Genomic DNA, 22,419 nt, shown 5'->3' on the forward strand with positions numbered 1-22,419 from the left:
TCAGTGATTCCACCAGGGCAAGTCGGAGAACGGCCGCATGTCAATTTCGTGCGTCCAGGCCGAGCGGTGCTGTTGCGAGATGTGAAAATAGGTGTTGGCTACCTTTTCCGGCAGCAGCAGCCCGTCATGCTCCAGACCACGGGCCTCGCGCAGCTCCTGGAACTTCTCCGGGCCCAGCATGCGACCAAGAGTGTCGGGGGCGTCCACGGCGCCGTCGATGATGATATGGGCAACGTGGATGCCTTTGGGCGCGAACTCCGCATTGAGAGACTGACACAGCATGCGCCGACCGCCCATGGCCGCCGCGTGGGAGTGCTGTCCTTTATTTCCGCGCACCGCGGCCGTTGCCGAGGTCACTAATATAGTGCCTTTACGGCGCTCCTCCATACGCGGGCAAACGCTCGAGGCGACGCGGAAGAGGCCGAAAGTGGCAAGGCGCCAACCCATCTCAAAGGCCTTGTCCGTGGTGTCGGCCAGTGCCCGATCACCGATCTGAGCGCCGAGATTGTAGACCACAACTTCGATCGGACCGATTTCGGTCTCAACGGCCGCCACCCGATCCTCGATGCTATCCGCCTCGATGGCGTTAAGCAGAAAGCCTGAGGCCGAGGCGCCTTCGCTTTCGATAGCGCCTACCAGCGTGTCCAACCCCTCCTGATCAGTACGCCGGCAAAGCACAGCATGATAGCCCTCGCGCGCAAAGCGCTTACCGACATTGCCGCCGATCCCGGCACCAGCACCGATTACTAGACAGACAGGTTTCATGGCGCACTAACTCCTCGCGATCTTCATTTTTTCTGTTACTCGACCTTTCTGCGCTCGACATATTTCTTGGTCGAGGCTGAGACCCCGCGCTCAGCAAAGGCGCGCCGCCGACAACATCACCGCCGACTTTCAGAGCCTGCGCCTTGATCGCCTGGGTCAGTTTCTTTCGGTCTGGTTTTTTGCTCTCCTGCGCCGTCATGGCCCGCCCTTTACGCCACTGCCAGACACAGGCTCGTCACTCGGGCGTTAGCTGTCAAGGCCTCAGCAGGAAACGGCTCGGCCCCTTCAGTGCCTCAAGCGTCGGCTGGGTCCATTCGATCCAGTCGCAGAGCCGGGCGCGGGTCTCTCGCGGATCGATGATGTCGTGGCTGGAAAACGCTTCAGCGCGGGGAAAAGGTGACTGGCGCGCAGCGAGCTGCTCCTCGAGTTCCCGCCGGCGCGCTTCCGGGTCGGGCGCCACGGCGATCTCGCGCCCATAAGCCACGGCGACGCCGCCTTCTACGGGTAGCGGACCGCTTTCCGACGACGGCCAGGCGAGCACATAGGCACCGTTACCGTAATGGGCGGCTTGCGCCACGCCGAACGAGCGACGCACCACCACCGAGGCCCAGGGCACGTTGCAGGCGGCCACCGATAGCACGGCGCTGGTGCCGTGGCGGATCGTTGCCGCCTTCTCCGCCTCGCTGCCGATCATGAAGCCAGGCTCGTCGACAAAGCTCAGCACGGGCAGGTGGAAGGTCTCGCAAAGCTCGACAAAACGGCGTACTTTGTGGGAGCCATCCGCCGTCATGGCGCCGGCGAGATAGCGGCAATTATTAGCCAACACACCGACAGGTTGCCCATTCATGCGGGCAAGTCCAGTGATAATCCCGCGTCCGTAGCCAGCGCCGATCTCGAAGAATGAGTTGTGATCGAGTACCAGTCCAAGCAGTGTCCACATGTTGTAGAGCTTGCGCCGCTCGCGCGGAATTATGTCCAAGAGTGCCTCTTCGCGGCGCTCACGCGGATCATCGCAAGGCGCGACGGGCGGCAGCTCCCAGACGTTCTGCGGCAGGTAGGAGAGGAAGTGCCGGATCTGGCCGAGCGCATCGGCCTCGTCTTCCGCCGCGTTGTCGATGACGCCGTTGCGCGTGTGGATCTGCGCCCCGCCGAGCTCCTCCTTAGTCATGTCCTCGCCGATGGCGCGCTTGACCACGGCGGGCCCGGCGACTAGCACCTGTGCCGTCTCCTTCGACATCACCGAGAGATGCGCCGCCACCAGGCGCGAAGCGGGCAGTCCCGCCACCGGGCCAAGCGCGGCGGTTGCGACGGGCACAGCTGATAAGGTCTCGGCGACAGTGCGGAAGCGGTGGCCAGAGAAGACGGGCGGACCGGCGGAGGTTGAGCCCGTACCGCCGACGCTGCCACCACCACCCTCGTGCAAGCGGATCAGCGGCACGCGGTATTGCAGGGCTAGCTGTTCCGCATAGACGCTCTTGCGCAAACCCGCTTCGTTGGGCGAACCGCCCTTGACCGTAAAATCCTCGCCACCGGCCACGCAGCGGCGCTGATCTATGGTGGCAAAGCCGAGCACAAAGTTCGCCGGCGTGAAGGACTTCAGCGAGCCGCCCTCGCTCCGTTCCGCACCGCCAGCGCCGGGACCTATCTCCTGGAACGAGCCGTCGTCGACCAGCATGGCGATACGCTCGCGCACGGTCTGGCGGTTTTTTGCATGCTGGCGCGCGACGCTATCCTCGCCACCCAATTCGAGCGCCAGGGCGCGCTTGCGCTCGATCTCGACAACTTCCTTTTGCCAGCTCATGTCAGTGGCCAGCCCCCGTCGAGCGGCAGTTGCTCCATGGCTCCGTTCCCCTATTTCCTGCCCAGCAGCATCGGCGCGCATACTGCCAGAAAACACAGGTAGGCGCCGATCCAGCTTGCCGCCGTCAGCATCAGTAGCAGCTGTGCGGCACTGTCCCAGACCACGGCCAGGACACGGCTGGTCGCGGCTAGGGAGATCAGCGCGAAGGCTGCGGTCAGGCCCGGTCCCGCCACTAGCGCCCGCCCCGTGTGGCCGAGGGTAGCGCGACTCATCACCGCCAGCGTCATCGTGCCCATGGCACCGATGGTAAGCGCGTGCAACGCCGCGGTTTCGGGCAGCCCGATCAGCCAATGGCCCAACGCCAGCAGAGCAAGGCCGACCGAGATCCAGAGATAGCCCACATGCAGCACCAGCAGCAACGGCTCGCAGCGCGTCGCAGAGCCTTGCCAACGCACAAGACGCAGGATGCTGGCCAGAGCGGCAGCGGCGAGCAGAATGGCGCCGACCGACGTGTCAGGGGCGATGACCCAGACCAGCACGGCCGTCAGTGTCAATGCCAGAGCCAACCTGTCCACGACACCGAATTGCGCCGGCAGGGAGTTCGCATCTTGCTTGACGAGCCAATTGCGCGTGAAGCTCGGCGTAATGCGTCCCCCGATCAGCGAGATCAGGGCGATAACGACGGCAATGCCGAGCCGCTTGCCAAGGCCATCGTCCGGCAGCCAGTCTAGGGCCTCGGCATGGCTCAGCAGATTACTCAACGCGAAAAGCCCGACGATGGCTGCAACCGGCAGATTACGCCAATTTCCGCCTGAGGTGATTTCGCGCAGCACCAGCGCAACTAGCGCTGCAAGGAAGGTCACATCGACAATTCCCGCCAACCCTGCGCCGATGAGGCCCGAGCTTGCCATCGCCAGCCGTCCAGCCAGCCACAGCGAGGCGAGTGCGAGCAACGGCATGCCGTGCAGCGGCATGCGCCCGGTCCAGTTGGGAATTGCGGTCAACAGGAACCCGGCGATAGCTGCGGCGACGTAGCCGTAGAGCATCTCGTGAAAATGCCAAGCCAGAGGATCGAAGGCACTGGGCACGGCGATCCAGCCTTGCAGGCGGGCAAAGGTCAGCACCAGCCCAAGAGGCGCCCATATGCCGGCAAAGAGAAAGAAAGGGCGAAAGCCCTGGCGGAGAAGGGCCGGCCCACCTGTGGCCCTATGACGCCGCGCTGCTCCATCAACCTGGCTCATGGCGCTCGTCGCGCGACGATGTGGAAAAGGTGCCAATGCTTGGTCTTGCCCCGCGGAGTCGGCGATTCGTCCTCTTCCTCGTCGAGCATCTCGACCTCCAGGCCATCGAGACGTGCCTCAGCCTCGGCTCGCGTGTGAAAGGTGATAGTGGGATCGCCGTGCCATTCGTCCTTGGGGCCAAAAAACTGGGTCGAAACACGCCCACCGGGGCGCAGCGCGCCGCAAATATTCTGCCAGAGCCGCGGAAAATCTTGCGGTGGCACCAGAGGCAGCGCGAAGCTCGAGTTGATCAAGTCGGCGGGCGGCAGGTCTTCGTCCTCGAAGCGGTTGATGCGCGTCTCCAACGCCGCGTCCACCGGCAAATCCTCACGGGCGCCGAGCGCCGCGAAGGCTTCCGGCTCAGCATCAATCGCGAGCACCCGCCAGCCCAGGCGCAGCAAGGCGATGGTGTCCCGGCCACTGCCGCAGCCGAGATCGATGGCGCACCCGCCGTGCAGGCCCTCGGCGCGAAAGCGCTCCAGCGCCAGCAACAGCGTCTTGCGCGGCGGCCGCTCGCTGGTGCTGGCGTAATAGCGCTTCCAGCGCTGGTGCTTGTCGTCTTCGTCCATGGCAACGCTATTTGCCCGCTTGCCGAGGAATTCTCAAGAGCGTTACGATGCGACCATGCCCGATGCCGATCTTGAGCGCCTGAGCGACATGCTTGCCGGCGCCGCGCGCGTGGTGGCTTTCACCGGCGCTGGCATCAGCACCGAATCCGGCATTCCAGACTTCCGCAGCCCGGGCGGCATCTGGGACAAGTTCCGCCCCATCGACTTCCGCGAGTTCATGGCTTCCGAGGACGCGCGGCGCGAAGCCTGGCGACGCAAGTTCGAGATTGACCCCACCTTATCCGCCGCCGAGCCCAATCGCGGCCATCGCGCCGTCGCCTCGCTGATGCGCAGCGGCAAGGTGACTGCGGTGATCACCCAGAACATCGACGGCCTGCACCAGGCCGCAGGCGCCGAAGGTGACCGGGTTATCGAGCTGCACGGCAATACCACCTACGCCCGCTGCCTAAACTGCGGCGAGCGTTACGAGCTGGTGCCGATCCGGGAGGCCTTTCTGGGCGAGGGTACCCTACCGACCTGCAAGGCCTGTGGCGGCATCGTCAAGACCGCAACCATCTCCTTCGGCCAGGCCATGCCTGAGGCAGCCTTACGTGCCGCCGAAGAGGCAACACTCACCTGCGATCTGTTCCTCGCCGTAGGCTCATCGCTGGTGGTCTACCCGGCCGCCGGCTTTCCGGTGCTCGCCAAGCGCAACGGCGCGGCTCTTGTTATCCTCAACCGGGAGCCCACCGACCTCGACGGCCACGCCGACCTGGTACTCAACAGGAAGATTGGTGACACTCTGGGGACTGTGGCGAACGTGAACTAGACCGGCTCGGCATCATCGACGAAGGGCGCTGTCTCGAGACCGGATTCTTCAACCGCTTTTCTTAGCAGCCTCTCTGATAGTGCTGGTGAATGCCAATACGGTGCTGCAAGGGTTGCCGGTGACTATGAAAGTCAATTAATCGCGAGGCGGTAGTTATCAGCTTACGTAGCATATTCAGCAACCACATCTTGGGTTTTTGCCGACCACAGGTCCTCATCCTTCGGCCAGTGCTGCCTGATCCGCTTTGATCATTTCCTGCACCATCTCGCGCAATGTTATCGTTGCTTTCCAGCCGAGCACCCGCTCCGCTTTGCTCGGATCGCCGAATAGATGATCTACTTCGGTGGGGCGAAAATACCGGGCGTCGACGCGAACCAGAACGTGGCCGCTGTTGGCATCCGTGCCGATCTCTTCCAAGCCCTTGCCTTGCCAAGCAATACGTGTTCCGGCGACCTCGAAAGCGAGACCGACGAACTCACGTACCGAGTGCGCTTCGCCGGTCGCCAGCACGTAATCGTCCGGTTCATTCTGCTGCATCATGCGCCACATGCCGTCGACATAATCGCGCGCATGACCCCAGTCTCGCTTGGCATCGAGATTGCCGAGATAAAGCGTCTCCTGAATGCCGGCGGCGATGGCGGCCACTGCCTGGGTGATCTTGCGTGTAACGAAGGTCTCACCGCGCACGGGACTCTCGTGGTTGAAGAGAATGCCGTTCGAGGCATGCAGGCCATAGGCCTGGCGGTAGTTGACGGTGATCCAGTAGCCATAGAGCTTAGCCGCGGCATAGGGACTGCGGGGCTGAAAGGGTGTGGTCTCGCTTTGCGGCGGGGCCGCGTTGCCGTAAAGCTCAGAGGTAGAGGCCTGATAAAACCGCGTGCTGTCGCCAAGGCCAAGAATGCGCATCGCCTCCAGCAGGCGTAGCGTGCCAAGCGCGTCAGCATTGGCAGTATATTCTGGAGTTTCGAAACTCACCTGGACGTGGCTCTGGGCGGCGAGATTGTAAATCTCGTCGGGCTGCACTTCCTGCAAGATGCGAATCAGGTTGGTGGCGTCGGTCATGTCGCCGTAATGCATGAGGAAGCGCGTGTCCTCCGTATGCGGGTCCACATAGAGATGGTCGACGCGCTGGGTGTTGAATGACGACGAGCGCCGTTTGATACCATGCACCACATAACCCTTGTCCAGCAGCAGCTCGGCCAGCAACGAGCCGTCCTGGCCCGTGACACCGGTGATCAATGCAACCTTGTCGGCCATGGTGTGTCCCCTCTTGGCGATTCGTGGCCGTCTCTCTAGCATGACTATCTTGCACCGCTCCAGCGGGCTGTCGGCGAAGACCTCGAGCGACATGTTGGGCTGGGCCACCAACGTCCATCACGCCCTCGCTCCAACAGCTGGCTGTGGGTTGCGGGACACTGTTCCCGCGGGCGACGCCGGCCAGGGTTAGTGAGCGGGTCGCGGTGGGAATGAGCAAATGTCGCTTGGGGTGCACTCCTGTTTGGGTGCCACCACCCTAACAAACCCCGGCCACGGCAACAATTCCGGTTCCTAAGGGCGCGCCAGCGTGTAGCATCACTCCCGTTCGGGTGGTGAGGATCGCATGACACACGCGGGAACGACGCGGCTTGCCGTCGATATCGGCGGCACATTCACGGATGTGGCCTTGGCGCATGGCGGCGAGATCGTCACGCGCAAAGTGCCGACCACACCAGCAGCGCCTGAGGACGGTGTCATGAGCGGCGTCGAAACGGTGCTCGCTGCGGCTGATGTGCCGCCCGAAGCGGTCGGGCTGGTGCTACATGGCACGACGCTCACCACCAACGCCATTATCGAACGCAAGGGCGCGCGTACGGCGTTAATCGTCAGCGAGGGCTTTCGTGATTCGGTCGAGATGGCCTACGAGAACCGCTTCCAGCAATACGACATCAATGTCGAGAAGCCGACGCCGCTGGTGCCGCGGTACCTGCGCTGGCCGGTGCGCGAGCGCATGAGCGCGAAGGGCATACCGGTGATAACCCTCGACGAGGAGAGGGTCATGGCGCTGAGTCCGGAGATCGTACGCTACGGCATCGAGAGCATCGCCGTCGGTTTCTTGCACTCATACGCCAATGACGCCCACGAGCGCCGCGTCGGCGAAATACTGCGCGATGCGCACCCGGACATTCCCGTCACGCTGTCGTCCGAGGTGTGTCCGGAAATTCGCGAATATGAGCGCCTGTCGACGGCCTGCGCCAACGCCTACGTGCAGCCGATCATGGCGCGCTATCTGGGTGCCTTAGCCGAATGTCTACGCGGGCACGCCCTCACCTGTCCACTACTCATGATGATGTCGAGCGGTGGGCTAACGACCCTGGAGACGGCGATACGCTTTCCCGTGCGCCTGGTCGAATCGGGACCGGCAGGTGGTGCCATTCTGGCCAGCCGTATCGCCGCTGAGCGTGGTCTCGACCGAGTGCTTTCCTTCGACATGGGCGGCACGACCGCCAAGATTTGTCTGATCGACAACGGCGCGCCGCAGACTGCACGCAGCTTCGAGGTGGCACGCGCCTATCGCTTCACCAAGGGCAGTGGCCTGCCACTAAGCATCCCGGTGATAAAAATGGTGGAGATCGGCGCCGGCGGTGGCTCGATTGCCCGCGTCGACTCGCTGGGCCGGGTGCGGGTCGGCCCGGACAGCGCCGGCGCGACACCTGGGCCGGCGTGTTATGGCGGTGGCGGTATCGATGCGACGGTCACGGACGCGGATCTGATGCTCGGGCGCATCGACGCCGCAGACTTCGCTGGCGGTGACATGCCGCTCGCTACAGACAAAGCTGCCGAGGCGCTAGGCGACAGCCTGGGCGAAGCGTTGGAGATGACGCCCGCGCTGGCCGCCTTCGCGCTCTCGGAGGTGGTCGAGGAGACCATGGCGAGCGCCGCACGAGTACACGCGGTGGAACTCGGCAAGGATATGGCAGGACGCACGCTAGTCGCCTTCGGTGGCGCAGCACCATTGCATGCCGCTCAGCTCGTCGATAAGCTCGGTATGGACGAGGTGGTGGTGCCGGCGGATGCAGGCGTTGGCTCGGCAATTGGCTTTCTTAAAGCACCGATAGCCTACGAAATAGTGCGTAGCCAGTTCGATTGCCTGAGCCGTTTCGATGCGACGGCGGCACAGCGCCTACTCGGTGAGATGCGTGCCACGGCGGAGGCGGTGGTGCGCCTTGGCGCGCCGGAAGCAACCTTGCGCGCCAGTAGCAGCGCTCAGATGCGCTATCACGGCCAAGGCCACGAGATCTCAGTCGCCGTGCCTGATCCTTTCTGTGCGGACACGCTGCATGAGGCGTTCGAGGCAGCCTATCGCCGCCATTACGGCCGCACCATTCCCGGCGTCGACATCGAGGTCTTGACCTGGACGCTAGAACTAGCAACCGAGGTCGAGGCACCAGCACCAGTGTCACGGCAGCCGGCATGCGAGGCAGGCAAACCTGAGACCACCAAAGCCCTGTTCGACTGCCAACGCACCGCCTTCGTCGATGCCGCCTTCTACCGGCGCGACAAACTGCGCCCCGGCACTTGCCTCATGGGTCCCGCCTTGATCGCGGAAGTGCAGACGACTACGGTCGTACCGACAGGGTTCGAGGCGTCGATAGACAGCGCAGGTGCCATTGTCATGCGTCGCCACGAGCAGGGAGAGGAAGCATGACCAACGGCGCGTTGGCGAGCATCCGCACTCAGCTGCTCTGGGACAGGCTGATTGCCGTCGTCGAGGAACAGGCGCAGACCCTGATCCGCACCGCCTTCAGCAATACCGTGCGCGAGGCCGGCGACCTCTCGGCCGGGGTCTTCGACCTACAGGGCCGCATGCTGGCTCAAGCCATCACCGGCACGCCGGGGCATGTCAATGCCATGGCCGTCTCTGTCGGCCATTTTCTGGAGAAGTACGGGCTCGACGGCATGCGACCCGGTGATGCTTATATCACCAACGACCCTTGGCTCGCTACCGGTCACCTGCACGACTTCACTGTAGTCAGCCCGACATTCCGTGGCGCCGAGTTGGTGGCGTTGTTCGCCTCGACCTCACACGTCGTCGATGTTGGTGGGCTCGGTTTTGGGCCCGACGGCCGGCAGGTGTTTGAGGAAGGACTTTACGTACCCATCCTTAAGTTGCTCGATCACGGCAAGGTCAACCAAACCCTGATCGACATCGCGCGCGCCAATGTGCGGGAGCCGGAGCAGCTCGAGGGCGATTTCTATTCGCTTGCCGCCTGCAACGACACCGGCAGCCAACGTCTACTCGCCATGATGGATGAGTTCGGTCTCGACGATCTTGGCTCGCTCGCCGATCACATCGTTGAAACCTCGCACCAGACCATGCTCGAAGAGGCGCGCAGACTACCCCAGGGCAGCTGGACCCATGCCATGCGCATCGACGGCTATGAGACTCCGATCGACTTGGTTGCTGCGCTCAGTACCGGCGAGAATGGTATCGATATCGATTTCAGTGGCACTTCCGATGTCTCGGACTACGGTATCAACGTGCCGCTAAGCTATACTCAGGCCTATGCCACTTTCGGCGTGCGCTGCGTCGTTGGCAATGCGATCCCCAACAATGCGGGTTCGCTGTCCGCCGTGCGCGTAACCGCACCAGAAGGTAGCATCCTCAACGCACCGTCACCGCGGGCAGTTGCTGCACGCCATGCTATCGGCCAGATGCTGCCCGACGTGGTGCTCGGCTGCCTAGCCCAGGCGGTCGAGGGCATCGCACCGGCCGAAGGCACCTCGTGCCTGTGGAATTTCGTGCTCTACGGCGGTGCCGGTATCGCTGGCAACAGCGCCAGTGCCAATGCAACGCCGTTCACCGTGACGCTGTTCCACAATGGCGGCGTTGGCGCCCGGCCCGATAAGGACGGGCTTTCGGCTACCGCCTTTCCCTCTGGCGTGCGCAACACGCCGGTGGAGATCAACGAGGCAATCTCGCCAATCCTGGTGCGGCGCAAGGAATACCGCGAGGATTCTGGCGGTCCCGGGCGCCACCGCGGCGGCCTGGGCCAGATCATGGAGATCGGCAATATCGAAGGCGCAGCCTTCACCGTCTCTTCCATGTTCGACCGGGTCAACTATGCCCCACGCGGTCGGCTTGGCGGCGCTGACGGGGCCTGTGGACGCTCGATTCTAGCCTCGGGCGAGGTGTTAGCGCCGAAGGGCCGGCAACTCGTTCCGGCCGGCGACACACTCGTGCTCGACATGCCGGGTGGCGGCGGCTACGGGCCGGCGTTTGCGCGCGAGCCAGCACTCGTCGCAGCCGATATACGCGACGGTCTGGTCAGCGCTGAGGCCGCCTTGCGCGACTACGGTGTGGTGCTGGAGGAGACGGGCGCGGTCGATGAGGCGGCGACGGCCGCAGCACGCGCCAAGGTGGAAGTAGAATGAAGCGGGGCGTCTTCAGTCTCATCCAAATTCCAGACCTGAGCCGGGTGACGGAATCCTTTGACGAGGACATAACCTATTTCCAGCGCGCGAGGGTGCTTGGTTACGACACTATCTGACTAGACGAGCATCTGTTCTCAAACTACGGGCTGGTCACCTCGACTCAGGTGATCATCTGCCTTTGTCGGTGCTATCAGCAAGCCTGCGACGCACGGGACTACGAGCACGACTTTCAGCGGCCTCAGCGCTCCTTGGCGATGCCAGCGACGGTGTTGACTATATACGAGGTCGTCACCTCGCTGTCTGGCCGCCGCCGGCAGATGACGTCAAAGAAGGTGCCGCTTTCCGGCGGCTCAATATACACCACCTCAGCGCAGCGCTGGCCAATGGCGCGCAAGGCGCCAGCCACCGTGCTGTAGACTGATTCGACGTTGTCAGGAGTGTCGATGTGCTCCGGGCGAACCGCGAACCCCATGCTGACATTGATGGCGACGGCCACCAGCTCGCGCATCTGCCGCTCCGTCAGATGCCCACCCGCCTGGGCCGCGGCCACGCCAAACATGGCAGCCGCCGCCGCTATTAAGGCGATTTTTCGCATGGCGCCCTCCTTATACCAAGTCGCGGCGCCCAGGGAATATTTTGCTCAGGCGTCTTCCAACGTGGTGGCGCGGGCTGCGGCCTGCTCGGCAAGGCTGTCACGGATCGCCTTCTGCACTTTCTCAAAAGCGCGCACCTCGATCTGGCGCACGCGCTCGCGGCTAACGCCGTAGACCTGGCTCAGCTCCTCGAGGGTCTGCGGGTCTTCGCTGAGGCGGCGTGCACTGAAGATGTGGCGCTCGCGATCGTTCAGCGCACCCATCGCCTCGGCCAGCATCTCGCGACGCTGGGCCAGCTCTTCTTCCTCGGCGTAGCGGGTCTCCTGGTCATCCTCGTTGTCGACCAGCCAGTCGATCCACTCGCCGTTGCCATCGACCTTGAGCGGCGCATTAAGCGAATGGTCGGCGCTAGCCATGCGCCGGTTCATGCTGATGACCTCGGCCTCCGGCACCGACAGGCGGCGCGCGATCTCGCTCACGGTCTCGTCCGGTAGATCGCCATCGTCGATGGCTTGCAGCTGTCCTTTGAGCTTACGCAGATTGAAGAAGAGCTTTTTCTGGGCCGCCGTAGTGCCCATTTTCACCAGCGACCACGAATGCAGAATGTATTCCTGAATGGCGGCGCGGATCCACCACATGGCGTAGGTAGCGAGGCGGAAACCGCGATCGGGGTCGAAGCGCTTGACCGCCTGCATCATACCCACATTGCCTTCGGAGATAAGCTCGCTCACCGGCAGACCGTAGCCGCGGTAACCCATGGCGATCTTGGCCACCAGGCGCAAATGGCTGGTGACCAGCGTGTGCGCAGCATCAATATCGTCATGCTCGTGCCAACGGCGGGCAAGCATGTACTCTTCCTCATGGCTGAGCATGGGGAAACGGCGAATTTCCTCAAGATAGCGGGTTAACCCGCCTTCCGAAGAGACCGTTGGGAGCTTCATCGCGACCATAGCATGCTTACCTCCGGCGCTGTTGCATCCTGTTCCGCGCCCTTAGCACTCTAAATCATGGAGTGCTATATGGGGCTTCGGATCACGGTTGCCACTGAAGCGACCGGGTTCGACGAGAATTTGTGCGAAACGAGGCAAAATTAAGACTTTTGCTCTGCCTTTCCAAACGAATCTAGCAAGTGCTGGATATCATTAGGAAAATTTGAGCGAAACCCCAAGGTTCGGAGCGACAACGGATGCGTGAACCCGAGGAAATAAGCATGCAAGGCCTGACGTGGAAAGGCGATTGCGGCCTCAGGCGCGCCTTTCGGTGTCATTTTGCGGCCCCTGCCATAGACCGGATCGCCAACCAGGGGACAACCAATCTCGCGCATATGGACGCGGATCTGGTGAGTGCGGCCGGTTTCGAGACGACAGCGCAGCAGGCTAGCAAGACCATCACCAAACACACACTGCACGCGATAGCCGGTGCGTGCGGGCTTGCCGCCCTTGCTGACGATCGTCATGCGCTTACGGTTGCGGGGATCACGCCCGATGTTACTACTGACCGAGCCCTGGCGCGGGAGCGGCACGCCCCAGGCCACGGCGGCGTAGGCGCGGGCGATGCTGTGGGCGGCAAACTGGGCCGCGAGGGCCTGATGGGCCGTGTCGGTCTTGGCCGCAACCATCAATCCGCTGGTCTCCTTGTCGAGCCGGTGCACGATGCCGGGACGGCGCACACCGCCGATGCCAGAAAGCGTTTCACCGCAATGGGCGAGCAAGGCATTGACCAGGGTGCGGTCGGGATTGCCCGGGGCCGGGTGCACCACAAGACCCGCGGGCTTGTCAACCACGACCAACGCCTCGTCTTCGTAGACCACGACAAGCGGAATGGCCTGCGGTTCGGGCACGGCCGGGGTCGCCGCCGGTATCCCGAGTGCAACCGTTTGCCCTTGGCGCAGCGGCTTCGCGGGGTTCGTGACCGCAGCGCCGTCGATGGCAGCATGCCCGCTAAGGATCAGCGCCTTGATGCGGCTGCGCGACACCTCCGGCAAGCTGTCAGCCAGATAGCGGTCGAGCCGCTGGCGTGGCGCACCCTGGGGGATCGTGCTTTCGTAGCTGTCGCGATCAGTCATGGCCGTATCGATATAGGATATACCGCATGAATATACAGGCTCTGAAAGCGCTGGTGATCGGCATGGGCATGCTCATCGCCATCGGTGTCACGGTAATCGTGGTGACGGTGTTCAACCGCATCCAGGACCGCGCCAGGGACGTAGAAGCGCCGGAACGGCTCGACGTGGCAATCCCAGCCGGTGCGAAACTGCTTGAGATAGTGCCGAATGGCCAGCGCTTAGTGTTGCGTTTGGAAACACCTGACGGTGACCAGATTTTGGTTGTGAACCTGCGCAGCGGAGCCGTCGAGACGACCCTGGTGCTCAAGCCGTGATACATATGGCCGCATCACAGCTGAGCTGGATCGAAATGGCCTGCGAGAAGGCCTATCCAGACGAGGCCTGCGGCCTGCTGGTTGGACGCTGGACGGGCGAGGTGGCGCGGGTCAGCGAGGTGCACGCCAGCGGCAACGTCGCCGAGAACCCGCGGCGGGCCTTTGAGGTCGAGCCCCGGCTTTTACTTGCTTTGCACAAGCGTTTGCGCCAGGGGGAGGATACCCTGCTCGGCGTCTATCACTCCCACCCCGATAGCGCTGCGCTGCCCTCTGCGCACGATCTTAACCGGGCCTGGCAGCCCGAGATGATCTGGCTCATAACCACAGTGCGCGATGGCCGTGCGGTTGAGACCACGGCACACTGGCTGGCCGACGGCGCCTTTGTTCCCCTTCCCCTCGCCTTGGAGGCTGCGTTGTGAACTTCCGCTCTGACAATGAATCGCCAGCCGCGCCAGAAATTCTCGAAGCGCTAGCCCACGCCAACCACGACAGCGCCCATTCCTACGGCGCCGACCGGTATACTGCGCAACTGCAGACGCGCTTCCAAGAGCTATTCGAGTGCGACCTCACGGTTTATCCTGTGGCCACCGGCACCGCCGCCAACGCCCTCTGCCTCGGCGAGTTGGCACCACCCTATGGAGCTGTCTATTGCCATTCGAAAGCGCATATCCATGTCGACGAATGCGGCGCGCCCGAGTTCTACAGTGGAGGTGCCAAGCTCATCGGCCTTAACGGCGAGCACGGCCGGATCGCGGCGGAAACCGTAAACAAGACCCTGACGGCGACCGGCTATCACGGCGAACATGAATCGGTCCCCGCTGTGCTCAGCCTGACCCAGGCAACGGAAGCGGGCACGCTGTACGCGCCGGCGGCCGTAGCCGAGCTTGCCGCTATCGCGAAGAAGGCCGGCATGGCGGTGCATATGGATGGTGCCCGCTTCGCCAATGCACTAGCCACGCTGGGCTGCTCGCCAGCGGACCTGAGCTGGCGTGTCGGCGTCGACATGCTGTCGTTCGGTGCCACTAAGAACGGCGGCATGATGTCCGAGGCGGTGGTCGATTTTCGTCCGACCGCTGAGCGACCGCCGCACGAGTCACTGCGTCGGCGGCGCATGCGCGGCGGCCACCTGTTGAGCAAGATGCGTTTTCTTTCGGCTCAATTGCTGGCCTATGTCGAAGACGACCTGTGGCTGCGGCTCGCGGCACAGGCCAATGCCGGGGCGGCACGCCTCGCCGAGGGCCTAGCGGCCTTACCCAGTGTACGCCTTGCCCACCCCGTGGAAGCCAACGAGGTTTTCGCCTACCTGCCCGAACCGCTGGCCGAGGCCTTGGCGGCGGGCGGCGTCGAGTTCCATCGCTGGCCAGGCAGCGATGGCCTAGTGGCCCGCCTTGTGGTGCCGCATTGCGTCACCGAGGCGGATATCGCGTGGCTTCTGGCCCAAGCCACGGCAGCAGCATGAGCGAGCCCGTCTTCAACGTGCCGCCGGTCACGTTACGGCTCTGCCTGCTGCTGCTGCTCAGCTATTTGCTCAGCCTCTGGCTGGGGGTCTGGCCGGGCACAACTGGCGGCACCCTGGCGCTCAACGTACAGGCCTTCCGTACTCAGTTCGACCCCGGTGGGGGCCTTGATCTGATGCTCCTAGCGGCCCTGCCGGGCCACGCGCTGCTTCATGACGGCTTCGCTCATTTCGGCGTCAATACGGGCATGCTATTGGCTTTCGGTACGGCGGTCGAACGCGGCCTAGGCGGCCGCATGCTGGTGGCGCTGGCGCTGGCCGGCGCTATCTCGGGTGGCCTGGCAATGGTAGTACTCGGCAACAATATGCCGACGTACCTAGTCGGCGCCAGTGATGCGGTTCATGCCGTGGCCGGGGCTGCGGCACTGCTGATGCTGCGGCACAGCAACGTGAGCGGCCGGCGAACGGGCTTTGCCCTGCTTTGCTTCCTGCTCGGTATCAACGCCATCCTAGCCGTGCTTGGCGATGTGGCGATGATCGATGATCTGCGCATCGCCTGGCAGGCGCATCTTGGTGGCCTCTCCGCAGGGCTCGTGATGGCTGGCTGGGTGATCCTGCGCCTGCCGCGGGGCTGACCCACCTTAGTCGCCAGTACCGCCGCCGTCGTCTTTGGCGTCCAGGTACTGCAAGGCCTCTATTTCCCCGCGCATCAGCCAAACCGAGACCCTTGCCCCGCCGCAGCGCGCCGGCTATGTAAGGGCCCTTCGAACTGCTCATGCGCCCATCGTCTAGCGGTTTAGGACACCGGCCTCTCACGCCGGAAACGGGGGTTCGATTCCCCCTGGGCGTACCAAGCTTTTCACGGGGTTAGGATGTTCGGGGAGCGTGAGCCTCGGCGAACCGGGCGAGCAGCCTTTTCAGCTGCTTTTCGTTCACCGCGAGAATGGCGTCCTCGATGCTCATCCATTGGCGACGGCGCTGCGCTTGCTCGGGCCAGTCGCTCAGGATCCGGGTCACCGCCATAGGAAATACGGCGACGCGGCGCAGATCATCACCGCTGCCGTTGGACTTGTCGTAGTCGTAGGTGCCGAGGCGCTCGGGCGATATCTCGCCTTTGACCCCGGCTTCCTCATAGGCTTCCAGCGCCGCCGATTCCGCCGCTGTCATGCCGTCTTCGATATTGCCCTTAGGCAGCACCCAGCGTCGCGTCTCCATCGAGGTAACTAGCACGATCTGTAAGCCCAACCCGTGCCGGCGGTAAGCAAGGGCGGCGCATTGGCTGATGCAAAGGGAAGGGCTGGGCATGATCCTCGGCTCATTTGCAGCGCCACGGTGACGCGGGCGACAGCATACGGTACGCTTCGCCAGTGAACCAGCCGGAGAGCCCCGCCATGTGCGCAGCATGTCTTTTGATCAATGGCGAGGACTTGGAGGCCCGCCTCGGCGATCCAGATTTGCGCATTTATGACTGCACCACATGGCTGCGACCCGATCCGCCACGCATCTACCGTGTAGAGAGCGGCCGCAAGGACTTCGAGGCTAGCCATATTCCGGGCGCCGACTTCCTCGACCTGACGGGCGAACTGTCGGACTCGGCCGCGGGCTTCAATTTCATGATGCCAGCGCCCGAGGCGCTGGCACAAACCCTCAGCGCCCATGGCATAGGCGACCACAGCGACGTGGTTCTCTACAGCCGCGACAACATCATGTGGGCGACACGGGTCTGGTGGATGATGCGAGCGATCGGCTTCGACAGTGCTTCGGTGCTCGACGGCGGCTTCGACAAATGGCAGGCGGAAGGCTGGCCAGTCAGCAACGATATCACGCGCTACCCCACGGCCAACCTGACACCACAACCGCGCCCCCACCTGTTCTGCGACAGCGCCACCGTGCTGGCGGCAATAGAAGCACCGGGTACCTGCATTATCAACGCCTTGCGCGCCACCCAGCATGACGGCAGCGAGGCGCTCAACTATGGTCGTCCGGGGCGCATTCCGGGCAGTATCAACGTGCCTGGTATCTCGCTGCTCGATCCCGAGACTAAGGCTTACCGGCCCCTACCCGAGCTCGAGAGCATCTTCGCCGAGGTGGGGGCATTACGCGCAGAAAAAGTCGTGATCTATTGCGGCGGCGGCATTGCTGCCACCAGCGACGCTTTCACCTTGGCACGCCTCGGCAAGGAGGCCGTCAGCATATACGATGCTTCGATGTCGGAATGGGCCAACGACCCTCAGTTGCCCATGGAGACCGGCTAATATGATTTAGTGACAGTTAACTACTTTCCATTTCCAAGGATTTCTGCATTATAGAAATTTAGGTAACTGTCACTAAATCATATAGCACTGGATCTCCCCGGAAAGCTCAGGACCCTCGTTAATCGTCTCGCCGAGGGCGCGGCATACTATGCCAAGCCTCGCCCGCGGAGCCACGCTCTGATTCACCAAGCCTCCTTGGCACCCATCGTTTCTGCCCGCAATGCCCAACGACTATAACAAGGCCTGAACCACGTCGGCTCGCGCTAGCCACGGCCATCCACCGCTTCCACGAAGGCTTCGATCATCGCCTCCTCGGCCTCGAGAATGTGCTCTCGCGCCGGGAAGCGGCCTTGACGCACGTCGTCGGCGTATTCCTTGAAGCCGGCGATGCGCTCCGTCTGCATCTGCTGTTTGAGCTTGTAGAGTTCGCGATATTGCTTGGAATGCCGCGGGTATGGCGGCGGGTTGTTGCCGAGGATGTCGTCAGCGAAGAGGAACTGAATATCGCCGCCGCTGCCCGCCCCGATCGAAGAGGTCATCAGCGTGGTGCGTTTGCTGATCTCCCTTAGAATGGCCTCAGGAATAACCTCGACCTCGACCGCATAGGCGCCGGCGTCCTCCAGCCTCTTGATCTCCTCATAGACCCACTTAGCCTCATCCAGCGTCTTGCCGACGGCGCGCAAACCGCCCGTCCAGGTACTCTTGCGCGGCACCAGGCCGGCATGGCCCTGCACGGGAATGCCTGCTTCCGCCGCCGCCGCGACGAAGCGGGGGCTCCACTGGCACATGATGGCGTCAGCGCCGAGCACCATAGCCTCGTAACCGAGATGCACTGCCTCGTCCGCGCTGGCCGCCGCAACCAGCGCCACAGAGAAGGCCATGAATGTGTTGGGTGCCGCCTGACGCACCGCCACGGTGAGATCGGGTCGCGCCGGATCGAAGCGCGCTTTCATGGTATCGATACCCGCTTCCTCTGCCGCCGCTGCTTCCTCCGGCGAGAAGGGCAGGGTCTCCACCAGCACCCGCTTGCCCTTCTGCGCCCTCAGGCCATGGACAGTGTAGTTGCGCGTACCGTAGGCCCCGCCGAGTGTCATGATGCGCGTCAGCCCGCGCTTGTCCACATCCCGCGGCGGAATGCCGCCATCGCCTGTGGCATGGCTTGCCATGGTCTGCCTCCTTGCCTCCCGATTTTTGCGGGCACAGTGTAACGAAGGCCGCCGGAATGCTCTAGCTGGCAGCGCTGGCGGGCTTGTCGTCGGCCGTCAGCTGCATATTGTCTGCAACGTTCACCGCGGGTATTGCCACCAGGTGCAGCGTGACCCTCCGCTCTGTCATACCGTCCTGCGCGTGCCCGGCGTCGGCGGATCCTGGGGCGAACCCGCAAAGCATTGAGCGCGGACCATCCAGGCCATGGCGTTAGAGCCGGTGACGCTGAGCGCAGTATCGACGATATTGCGGGTCTGCGTCACCACCTGGCAGAACTCTTCCGCCAGGCCTACGATGCGCTCGGCCGCGTTGTCCTCGCCATAGACCCATTCGGTGCCCGAGGGCCCGATGAGGATGAGCTGGGGGACGGGCTCCGGCACCGGCTCGCCGCGGTTGGCGAAGGTCCAGCCATAGGTATTGAGGCCGAGTTGCACGATATTGCGAATGCGGTCGGCGTTCTGCCGCACCACACCCTGGCGATCGTAAATCGCCTGGCCATGTGCCCAGGTCTCCATCAGCCTCGCGGTGATCGACGAGCGCGCGCTCATGTCCGGCCCTGCCCATTTTACGCGCCGCTTGGGATCGGCCGTGGCGAAGCTCTCCGCCACCGCTTCGTATTCCTGGCGCCATGCCCGCAACAGGGCATCGTCGGTCAGACCGTCGAGCCAGTCAGCCTCGAAGGCGGGCAGGACGCCTGACTTTGCCCGTGATGCCGCGGCCTGCATGAACTCGGCAAAAGCCGGCGTGCCGCCGAGCGACTGGTGCGCCGCCCAATTCCAGACATGCAGGTGACGGAGGATCGTATTGGGCGTCCAGTCCTTGAAGGCGGTCTGGTCATCCATGGCCGCACTGTCGAGTCCCGACACCAACGCGAACAAGCTGTCGCATTCGTCGCGAAAGTCCTGGGCTTGCTGCATCGCTTCTCTCTCGTGCCATCCTGATGAGGCGCGCAGGATAGCACGCGGATTCGTGTTAACAGCCTGCTAGAGTGGGCAACGACATACGTCAGGCATGGAAATTGGCCAATGAAGACCATCAGGATCGGCGGCGCGAGCGGCTATTGGGGTGAATCCGATATGGCCGTGCCACAATTGCTCGAGACGTGCGCGCTCGATGTCATCGTTTTTGACTATCTGGCGGAGATCACCATGTCGATTCTCTCGCGCGCGCGACTCAAAGATCCAGCCAAGGGCTATGCGATCGACTTCGTGGATGACGCCATGCAGCCGCATCTGCCAGAGATCGCTCGCCAGGGGGTTAAGATCATCTCGAATGCCGGCGGCGTGAACCCGCAGGCATGCGCCGAAGCGGTGCGGGCGTTGCTTCAAAAGCAGGGCTTAGACCTGAGCGTCGCCGTGGTACTCGGCGACGACATCGCCGACAGGGCGGGAGAGCTAGCTGCCGAGGGCCGCACTGATATGTTTTCTGGCGCGACCTTCCCCGATCCCGAAAGCCTCGCCAGCATCAACGCCTATCTTGGTGCTTTTCCCATCGCCGCGGCGTTAGCGCAAGGTGCCGACATCGTCATCACCGGGCGCTGCGTCGACAGTGCCGTGACGCTGGGCGCCTGCATCCACGCCTTCGGCTGGGCCCGTGAGGACTATGACCGGTTAGCGGCCGGCTCGCTGGCCGGGCACATCCTCGAATGCGGCCCCCAGGCCACCGGCGGCAACCACACCGACTGGCAGAGCGTCGCTGACAGTCTCGCCGATATCGGCTATCCCATCGTCGGGATTGCCGAGGACGGCAGCTTCGAGGTCACGAAGCCCGCTGGCTCGGGCGGCGCAGTAACCGCCGGCACGGTAGGCGAACAAATGCTGTACGAGATCGGCAATCCCCAGGCCTATATGCTGCCGGACGTAGTCTGTGATTTCTCGGGCGTGACCTTGCAGCAGGTAGAAGACGACAGGGTGCGGGTCGCGGGCGCAACGGGCCTCCCAGCACCCGACACCTACAAGGTCTCGGCCACCTATGCCGACGGCTTTCGCGCCGGCGCGGTGTGGTTCTTCTACGGCGAGGACGCCGGCGCCAAGGCGCGTAGTTTTGCCGACGCTGCGATCAAGCGGGCCCGGCGCAAACTGCGCGGTGCGAACGCGGCCGATTTCGACGAGACCCTTATCGAGGTGATCGGCGACGAGAGCCATTACGGCGACGAGGCCAAGGTTGCGGGCTCGCGCGAAGTAGCGGTCAAGATCGGCGCTCGTCACCGCGACGCAGGCGCCTGCGCCATACTTCTGAAGGAAATCACGGGCCTCGGCCTGTCAGCGCCACCGGGGCTCTCGGGTTTTGCCGGCGCTCGCTCGCGACCCTCGCCGGTAGTGCGGCTTTTCTCCATGTTAGTGCCGAAGGCAGACGTACCCCTGTCGCTCGCTATCGACGGTAGGACCATGGCGCTCGAGGTGGAGAGCGGCACACCGTTCGACAAAGCGAGTGTGGCGCGGCCCTCGCCACCCACCTGTGGCGAGGCGGACGATTTTGTTGTGGTGCCGCTCATCAAACTCGCCTACGCTCGCTCGGGCGACAAGGGTGACAAGGCTAATATCGGTGTGCTGCCTCGCAAGCTGGACTATGCGCCCTGGATCTGGGCGGCACTAACCGAAGAGGAAGTCTCGCACCGCTTCGCCCATTTTCTCGAAGGCAGCGTGCGGCGCTGGTACCTACCCGGTACTGGTGCTATCAACTTTCTGCTCGATGATGTTCTCGGTGGCGGTGGTATCGCGTCGCTCCGCAATGATCCTCAAGCGAAGGGCTACTCACAAATTCTTCTGCAGACGCCAATCCCCGTGCCGCGCGCGTTGGTCGAAGAGACGTAGGCACTAGCAGTATAATCGCCATGGAGTTAGAGGTTGTCTGAGAAATATCGTTTGAACTCGTGAGTAGGGGAAAAAATAAAAGGCTCAATGATAGTTAGTGGTTTTATAGCTCTCATTTTTTCTGTGTTAGTAAGCCCATATACACGCTTGTCGTAAAGAAACTTCGGGGTATTCGCCAAGTCCCATTTCGCGAAACCTTCCGTGGCAACGGTACCGATTAATCCGCTTTTGCCCCCCGAACGCGACCTACACAACTAGAGTCCGTGCACATCGAGGGTGCGCTGTTTCGTGAGGGGTTTGATGGTCTTCACCGTCAGCATCTCACTCTCTCTCGGGCCCACAAAGGGGGCTGCAACCTAATAAGATGCTAGTAGCTATATAACTAATTGATAATATATCATAAATAATGATTTAGTCAATTGACCGGGGTCCGCATATATGCGTTCTTTGGTGTTTCGGAAAAACTTGTGGCATGACTGCTGCCTAATTCAAAGCCAAGAGCAACAATTAGTGGCGACAATTTTGAAAATGGAGGTGACGCGTCGTGTCGTGGTCAAACATCGACGGTCGATACCGAGAACTCATCGCCACGAAGGCCGGCCAACACGATCCTGATCTTCTCTTCCGCTGAGAACCGCCGCCGCGTCTGGCGCTTGATATCCTTCACAACCCGATCTGCGTCATCGGTAATACGTTGGTTCTTTCGTCTCATCATTTGCTCCTCAATTGGCAATGATGAGCCAGAAACACTCCCTTAGGAAATCAACCCAATCTGTCCACTAAGCGCTGACGGGGTACAGGTGCGGACCTCGGATTCATGGTCTCGGAGGGCGCCGTCGGGGCCGTTCGAAAACACCTCACCCAGACCGTCGACAGCTTGGCGCTTCCACGTGCTCACCTGGTTCGGATGCACCTTGTGCCTGGCCGCGATCTCTTGGATCGTCTTGTCACCCCGAAGCGCGTCCAGCGCCACCCGGGCCTTGAACTCCGCCGTGAACCGGCGCCGTTTTGTCATCTCGTATTCCTCCGTTATCCGGCGGAATACACCTTAGCAACCTGTCCGATTTTCTGGGACCACCTCA

23 protein-coding genes and 1 tRNA gene are annotated in these 22,419 nt (G+C 62.7%); 11 read left to right on the forward strand and 13 right to left on the reverse strand.

Features of this window, described 5'->3' with window-relative positions; translation table 11 throughout:
- From QF629_01130 to QF629_01145, 4 genes are all read right to left on the reverse strand, one after another.
- Positions 1 to 765, reverse strand: coding sequence for an SDR family NAD(P)-dependent oxidoreductase (locus QF629_01130; GenBank protein MDP6012139.1), 765 nt, complete (start codon positions 763 to 765; stop codon positions 1 to 3).
- Positions 766 to 1,018: 253 nt separating this feature from the next.
- On the reverse strand, positions 1,019 to 2,566 hold the full coding sequence (locus QF629_01135; GenBank protein ID MDP6012140.1) for a carboxyl transferase domain-containing protein: 1,548 nt from the start codon (positions 2,564 to 2,566) through the stop codon (positions 1,019 to 1,021).
- A gap of 50 nt (positions 2,567 to 2,616) precedes the next feature.
- On the reverse strand, positions 2,617 to 3,807 hold the full coding sequence (locus QF629_01140) for an NnrS family protein (protein ID MDP6012141.1): 1,191 nt from the start codon (positions 3,805 to 3,807) through the stop codon (positions 2,617 to 2,619).
- Positions 3,804 to 4,415 (reverse strand): class I SAM-dependent methyltransferase, encoded by a 612-nt coding sequence (locus QF629_01145; protein MDP6012142.1) that lies wholly within the window; start codon positions 4,413 to 4,415, stop codon positions 3,804 to 3,806. Before QF629_01145 ends, QF629_01140 begins: the two co-directional genes overlap by 4 nt.
- Before the next feature lie 55 nt (positions 4,416 to 4,470).
- On the opposite strand from QF629_01145, the gene QF629_01150 reads away from it, so the two are divergent.
- Positions 4,471 to 5,223 (forward strand): NAD-dependent protein deacylase, encoded by a 753-nt coding sequence (locus QF629_01150; GenBank protein MDP6012143.1) that lies wholly within the window; start codon positions 4,471 to 4,473, stop codon positions 5,221 to 5,223.
- Between the two features lie 213 nt (positions 5,224 to 5,436).
- On the opposite strand, the gene gmd is transcribed toward QF629_01150, so the two are convergent.
- A complete protein-coding gene (gmd, locus tag QF629_01155) occupies positions 5,437 to 6,480 on the reverse strand; it encodes a GDP-mannose 4,6-dehydratase (protein MDP6012144.1) in 1,044 nt (347 codons plus the stop codon).
- 343 nt (positions 6,481 to 6,823) lie between these two features.
- Between gmd and QF629_01160 the strand changes: the two genes are divergently transcribed.
- The 3 genes from QF629_01160 to QF629_01170 are packed head-to-tail and all read left to right on the forward strand — an operon-like array spanning position 6,824 to position 10,751.
- A complete protein-coding gene (locus tag QF629_01160; protein ID MDP6012145.1) occupies positions 6,824 to 8,908 on the forward strand; it encodes a hydantoinase/oxoprolinase family protein in 2,085 nt (694 codons plus the stop codon).
- Positions 8,905 to 10,635 (forward strand): hydantoinase B/oxoprolinase family protein, encoded by a 1,731-nt coding sequence (locus QF629_01165; protein MDP6012146.1) that lies wholly within the window; start codon positions 8,905 to 8,907, stop codon positions 10,633 to 10,635. Before QF629_01160 ends, QF629_01165 begins: the two co-directional genes overlap by 4 nt.
- Positions 10,632 to 10,751, forward strand: coding sequence for an LLM class flavin-dependent oxidoreductase (locus QF629_01170; protein MDP6012147.1), 120 nt, complete (start codon positions 10,632 to 10,634; stop codon positions 10,749 to 10,751). The genes QF629_01165 and QF629_01170 overlap by 4 nt, the downstream gene beginning before the upstream one ends.
- Positions 10,752 to 10,873: 122 nt before the next feature.
- Here the strand turns inward: QF629_01170 and QF629_01175 are convergent, their stop codons facing one another.
- The 3 genes from QF629_01175 to QF629_01185 all read right to left on the reverse strand — a co-directional run bounded on the left by QF629_01175 (position 10,874) and on the right by QF629_01185 (position 13,293).
- Entirely contained in the window at positions 10,874 to 11,230 is a 357-nt protein-coding gene (locus QF629_01175) for a hypothetical protein (GenBank protein MDP6012148.1), read from the reverse strand.
- Positions 11,231 to 11,275: 45 nt separating this feature from the next.
- Positions 11,276 to 12,178 carry an RNA polymerase sigma factor RpoH gene (gene rpoH, locus QF629_01180; protein ID MDP6012149.1) on the reverse strand — a complete coding sequence of 301 codons (903 nt, stop codon included), beginning with the start codon at positions 12,176 to 12,178 and terminating at the stop codon, positions 11,276 to 11,278.
- Positions 12,179 to 12,318: 140 nt separating this feature from the next.
- On the reverse strand, positions 12,319 to 13,293 hold the full coding sequence (locus QF629_01185; GenBank protein MDP6012150.1) for an RluA family pseudouridine synthase: 975 nt from the start codon (positions 13,291 to 13,293) through the stop codon (positions 12,319 to 12,321).
- A gap of 26 nt (positions 13,294 to 13,319) precedes the next feature.
- On the opposite strand from QF629_01185, the gene QF629_01190 reads away from it, so the two are divergent.
- From QF629_01190 to QF629_01210, 5 genes are all read left to right on the forward strand, one after another.
- Positions 13,320 to 13,607: a DUF6476 family protein gene (locus tag QF629_01190; GenBank protein ID MDP6012151.1), complete on the forward strand. Its 288-nt coding sequence runs from the start codon at positions 13,320 to 13,322 to the stop codon at positions 13,605 to 13,607.
- Between the two features lie 5 nt (positions 13,608 to 13,612).
- On the forward strand, positions 13,613 to 14,026 hold the full coding sequence (locus QF629_01195; protein ID MDP6012152.1) for a M67 family metallopeptidase: 414 nt from the start codon (positions 13,613 to 13,615) through the stop codon (positions 14,024 to 14,026).
- Positions 14,023 to 15,066: a beta-eliminating lyase-related protein gene (locus tag QF629_01200; protein MDP6012153.1), complete on the forward strand. Its 1,044-nt coding sequence runs from the start codon at positions 14,023 to 14,025 to the stop codon at positions 15,064 to 15,066. The genes QF629_01195 and QF629_01200 overlap by 4 nt, the downstream gene beginning before the upstream one ends.
- Entirely contained in the window at positions 15,063 to 15,698 is a 636-nt protein-coding gene (locus QF629_01205; GenBank protein ID MDP6012154.1) for a rhomboid family intramembrane serine protease, read from the forward strand. Before QF629_01200 ends, QF629_01205 begins: the two co-directional genes overlap by 4 nt.
- 142 nt (positions 15,699 to 15,840) lie before the next feature.
- Positions 15,841 to 15,916, forward strand: a tRNA-Glu gene (locus QF629_01210).
- Positions 15,917 to 15,930: 14 nt separating this feature from the next.
- Here QF629_01210 and QF629_01215 read toward each other — a convergent pair.
- The gene (locus QF629_01215; GenBank protein MDP6012155.1) at positions 15,931 to 16,368 is read right to left on the reverse strand and encodes an NUDIX hydrolase; all 438 of its coding nucleotides are present in this window, start codon (positions 16,366 to 16,368) and stop codon (positions 15,931 to 15,933) included.
- A gap of 86 nt (positions 16,369 to 16,454) precedes the next feature.
- Here QF629_01215 and QF629_01220 point away from each other — a divergent pair, with 86 nt between their 5' ends.
- Positions 16,455 to 17,318, forward strand: a complete 864-nt coding sequence (locus tag QF629_01220; GenBank protein ID MDP6012156.1) for a sulfurtransferase — start codon at positions 16,455 to 16,457, stop codon at positions 17,316 to 17,318.
- Between the two features lie 263 nt (positions 17,319 to 17,581).
- On the opposite strand, the gene QF629_01225 is transcribed toward QF629_01220, so the two are convergent.
- Both QF629_01225 and QF629_01230 read right to left on the reverse strand, forming a co-directional pair.
- Positions 17,582 to 18,484 carry a 3-methyl-2-oxobutanoate hydroxymethyltransferase gene (locus tag QF629_01225; protein MDP6012157.1) on the reverse strand — a complete coding sequence of 301 codons (903 nt, stop codon included), beginning with the start codon at positions 18,482 to 18,484 and terminating at the stop codon, positions 17,582 to 17,584.
- A 165-nt stretch (positions 18,485 to 18,649) separates the two neighbouring features.
- On the reverse strand, positions 18,650 to 19,441 hold the full coding sequence (locus QF629_01230; protein MDP6012158.1) for a TIGR03084 family metal-binding protein: 792 nt from the start codon (positions 19,439 to 19,441) through the stop codon (positions 18,650 to 18,652).
- A gap of 108 nt (positions 19,442 to 19,549) precedes the next feature.
- On the opposite strand from QF629_01230, the gene QF629_01235 reads away from it, so the two are divergent.
- Positions 19,550 to 21,337 carry a DUF1446 domain-containing protein gene (locus tag QF629_01235; protein MDP6012159.1) on the forward strand — a complete coding sequence of 596 codons (1,788 nt, stop codon included), beginning with the start codon at positions 19,550 to 19,552 and terminating at the stop codon, positions 21,335 to 21,337.
- 553 nt (positions 21,338 to 21,890) lie between these two features.
- On the opposite strand, the gene QF629_01240 is transcribed toward QF629_01235, so the two are convergent.
- Together QF629_01240 and QF629_01245 are read right to left on the reverse strand one after the other, a co-directional pair.
- Positions 21,891 to 22,052: a hypothetical protein gene (locus QF629_01240; protein MDP6012160.1), complete on the reverse strand. Its 162-nt coding sequence runs from the start codon at positions 22,050 to 22,052 to the stop codon at positions 21,891 to 21,893.
- A gap of 39 nt (positions 22,053 to 22,091) precedes the next feature.
- Complete coding sequence (locus tag QF629_01245) at positions 22,092 to 22,352, reverse strand: transposase (GenBank protein MDP6012161.1); 261 nt, start codon at positions 22,350 to 22,352, stop codon at positions 22,092 to 22,094.
- Positions 22,353 to 22,419 lie beyond the last annotated feature (67 nt).

The organism is Alphaproteobacteria bacterium, assembly GCA_030739735.1.
Lineage (GTDB): Bacteria > Pseudomonadota > Alphaproteobacteria > UBA7887 > UBA7887 > UBA7887.

Coding starts and splice junctions, on each gene's coding strand:
- QF629_01130 (MDP6012139.1), bottom strand. CDS start 765: ATGAAACCTGTCTGTCTAGTAATCGGTGCTGGTGCCGGGATCGGCGGC.
- QF629_01135 (MDP6012140.1), bottom strand. CDS start 2,566: ATGAGCTGGCAAAAGGAAGTTGTCGAGATCGAGCGCAAGCGCGCCCTG.
- QF629_01140 (MDP6012141.1), bottom strand. CDS start 3,807: ATGAGCCAGGTTGATGGAGCAGCGCGGCGTCATAGGGCCACAGGTGGG.
- QF629_01145 (MDP6012142.1), bottom strand. CDS start 4,415: ATGGACGAAGACGACAAGCACCAGCGCTGGAAGCGCTATTACGCCAGC.
- QF629_01150 (MDP6012143.1), top strand. CDS start 4,471: ATGCCCGATGCCGATCTTGAGCGCCTGAGCGACATGCTTGCCGGCGCC.
- gmd (MDP6012144.1), bottom strand. CDS start 6,480: ATGGCCGACAAGGTTGCATTGATCACCGGTGTCACGGGCCAGGACGGC.
- QF629_01160 (MDP6012145.1), top strand. CDS start 6,824: ATGACACACGCGGGAACGACGCGGCTTGCCGTCGATATCGGCGGCACA.
- QF629_01165 (MDP6012146.1), top strand. CDS start 8,905: ATGACCAACGGCGCGTTGGCGAGCATCCGCACTCAGCTGCTCTGGGAC.
- QF629_01170 (MDP6012147.1), top strand. CDS start 10,632: ATGAAGCGGGGCGTCTTCAGTCTCATCCAAATTCCAGACCTGAGCCGG.
- QF629_01175 (MDP6012148.1), bottom strand. CDS start 11,230: ATGCGAAAAATCGCCTTAATAGCGGCGGCGGCTGCCATGTTTGGCGTG.
- rpoH (MDP6012149.1), bottom strand. CDS start 12,178: ATGGTCGCGATGAAGCTCCCAACGGTCTCTTCGGAAGGCGGGTTAACC.
- QF629_01185 (MDP6012150.1), bottom strand. CDS start 13,293: ATGACTGATCGCGACAGCTACGAAAGCACGATCCCCCAGGGTGCGCCA.
- QF629_01190 (MDP6012151.1), top strand. CDS start 13,320: ATGAATATACAGGCTCTGAAAGCGCTGGTGATCGGCATGGGCATGCTC.
- QF629_01195 (MDP6012152.1), top strand. CDS start 13,613: ATGGCCGCATCACAGCTGAGCTGGATCGAAATGGCCTGCGAGAAGGCC.
- QF629_01205 (MDP6012154.1), top strand. CDS start 15,063: ATGAGCGAGCCCGTCTTCAACGTGCCGCCGGTCACGTTACGGCTCTGC.
- QF629_01215 (MDP6012155.1), bottom strand. CDS start 16,368: ATGCCCAGCCCTTCCCTTTGCATCAGCCAATGCGCCGCCCTTGCTTAC.
- QF629_01220 (MDP6012156.1), top strand. CDS start 16,455: ATGTGCGCAGCATGTCTTTTGATCAATGGCGAGGACTTGGAGGCCCGC.
- QF629_01225 (MDP6012157.1), bottom strand. CDS start 18,484: ATGGCAAGCCATGCCACAGGCGATGGCGGCATTCCGCCGCGGGATGTG.
- QF629_01230 (MDP6012158.1), bottom strand. CDS start 19,441: ATGCAGCAAGCCCAGGACTTTCGCGACGAATGCGACAGCTTGTTCGCG.
- QF629_01235 (MDP6012159.1), top strand. CDS start 19,550: ATGAAGACCATCAGGATCGGCGGCGCGAGCGGCTATTGGGGTGAATCC.
- QF629_01240 (MDP6012160.1), bottom strand. CDS start 22,052: ATGATGAGACGAAAGAACCAACGTATTACCGATGACGCAGATCGGGTT.
- QF629_01245 (MDP6012161.1), bottom strand. CDS start 22,352: ATGACAAAACGGCGCCGGTTCACGGCGGAGTTCAAGGCCCGGGTGGCG.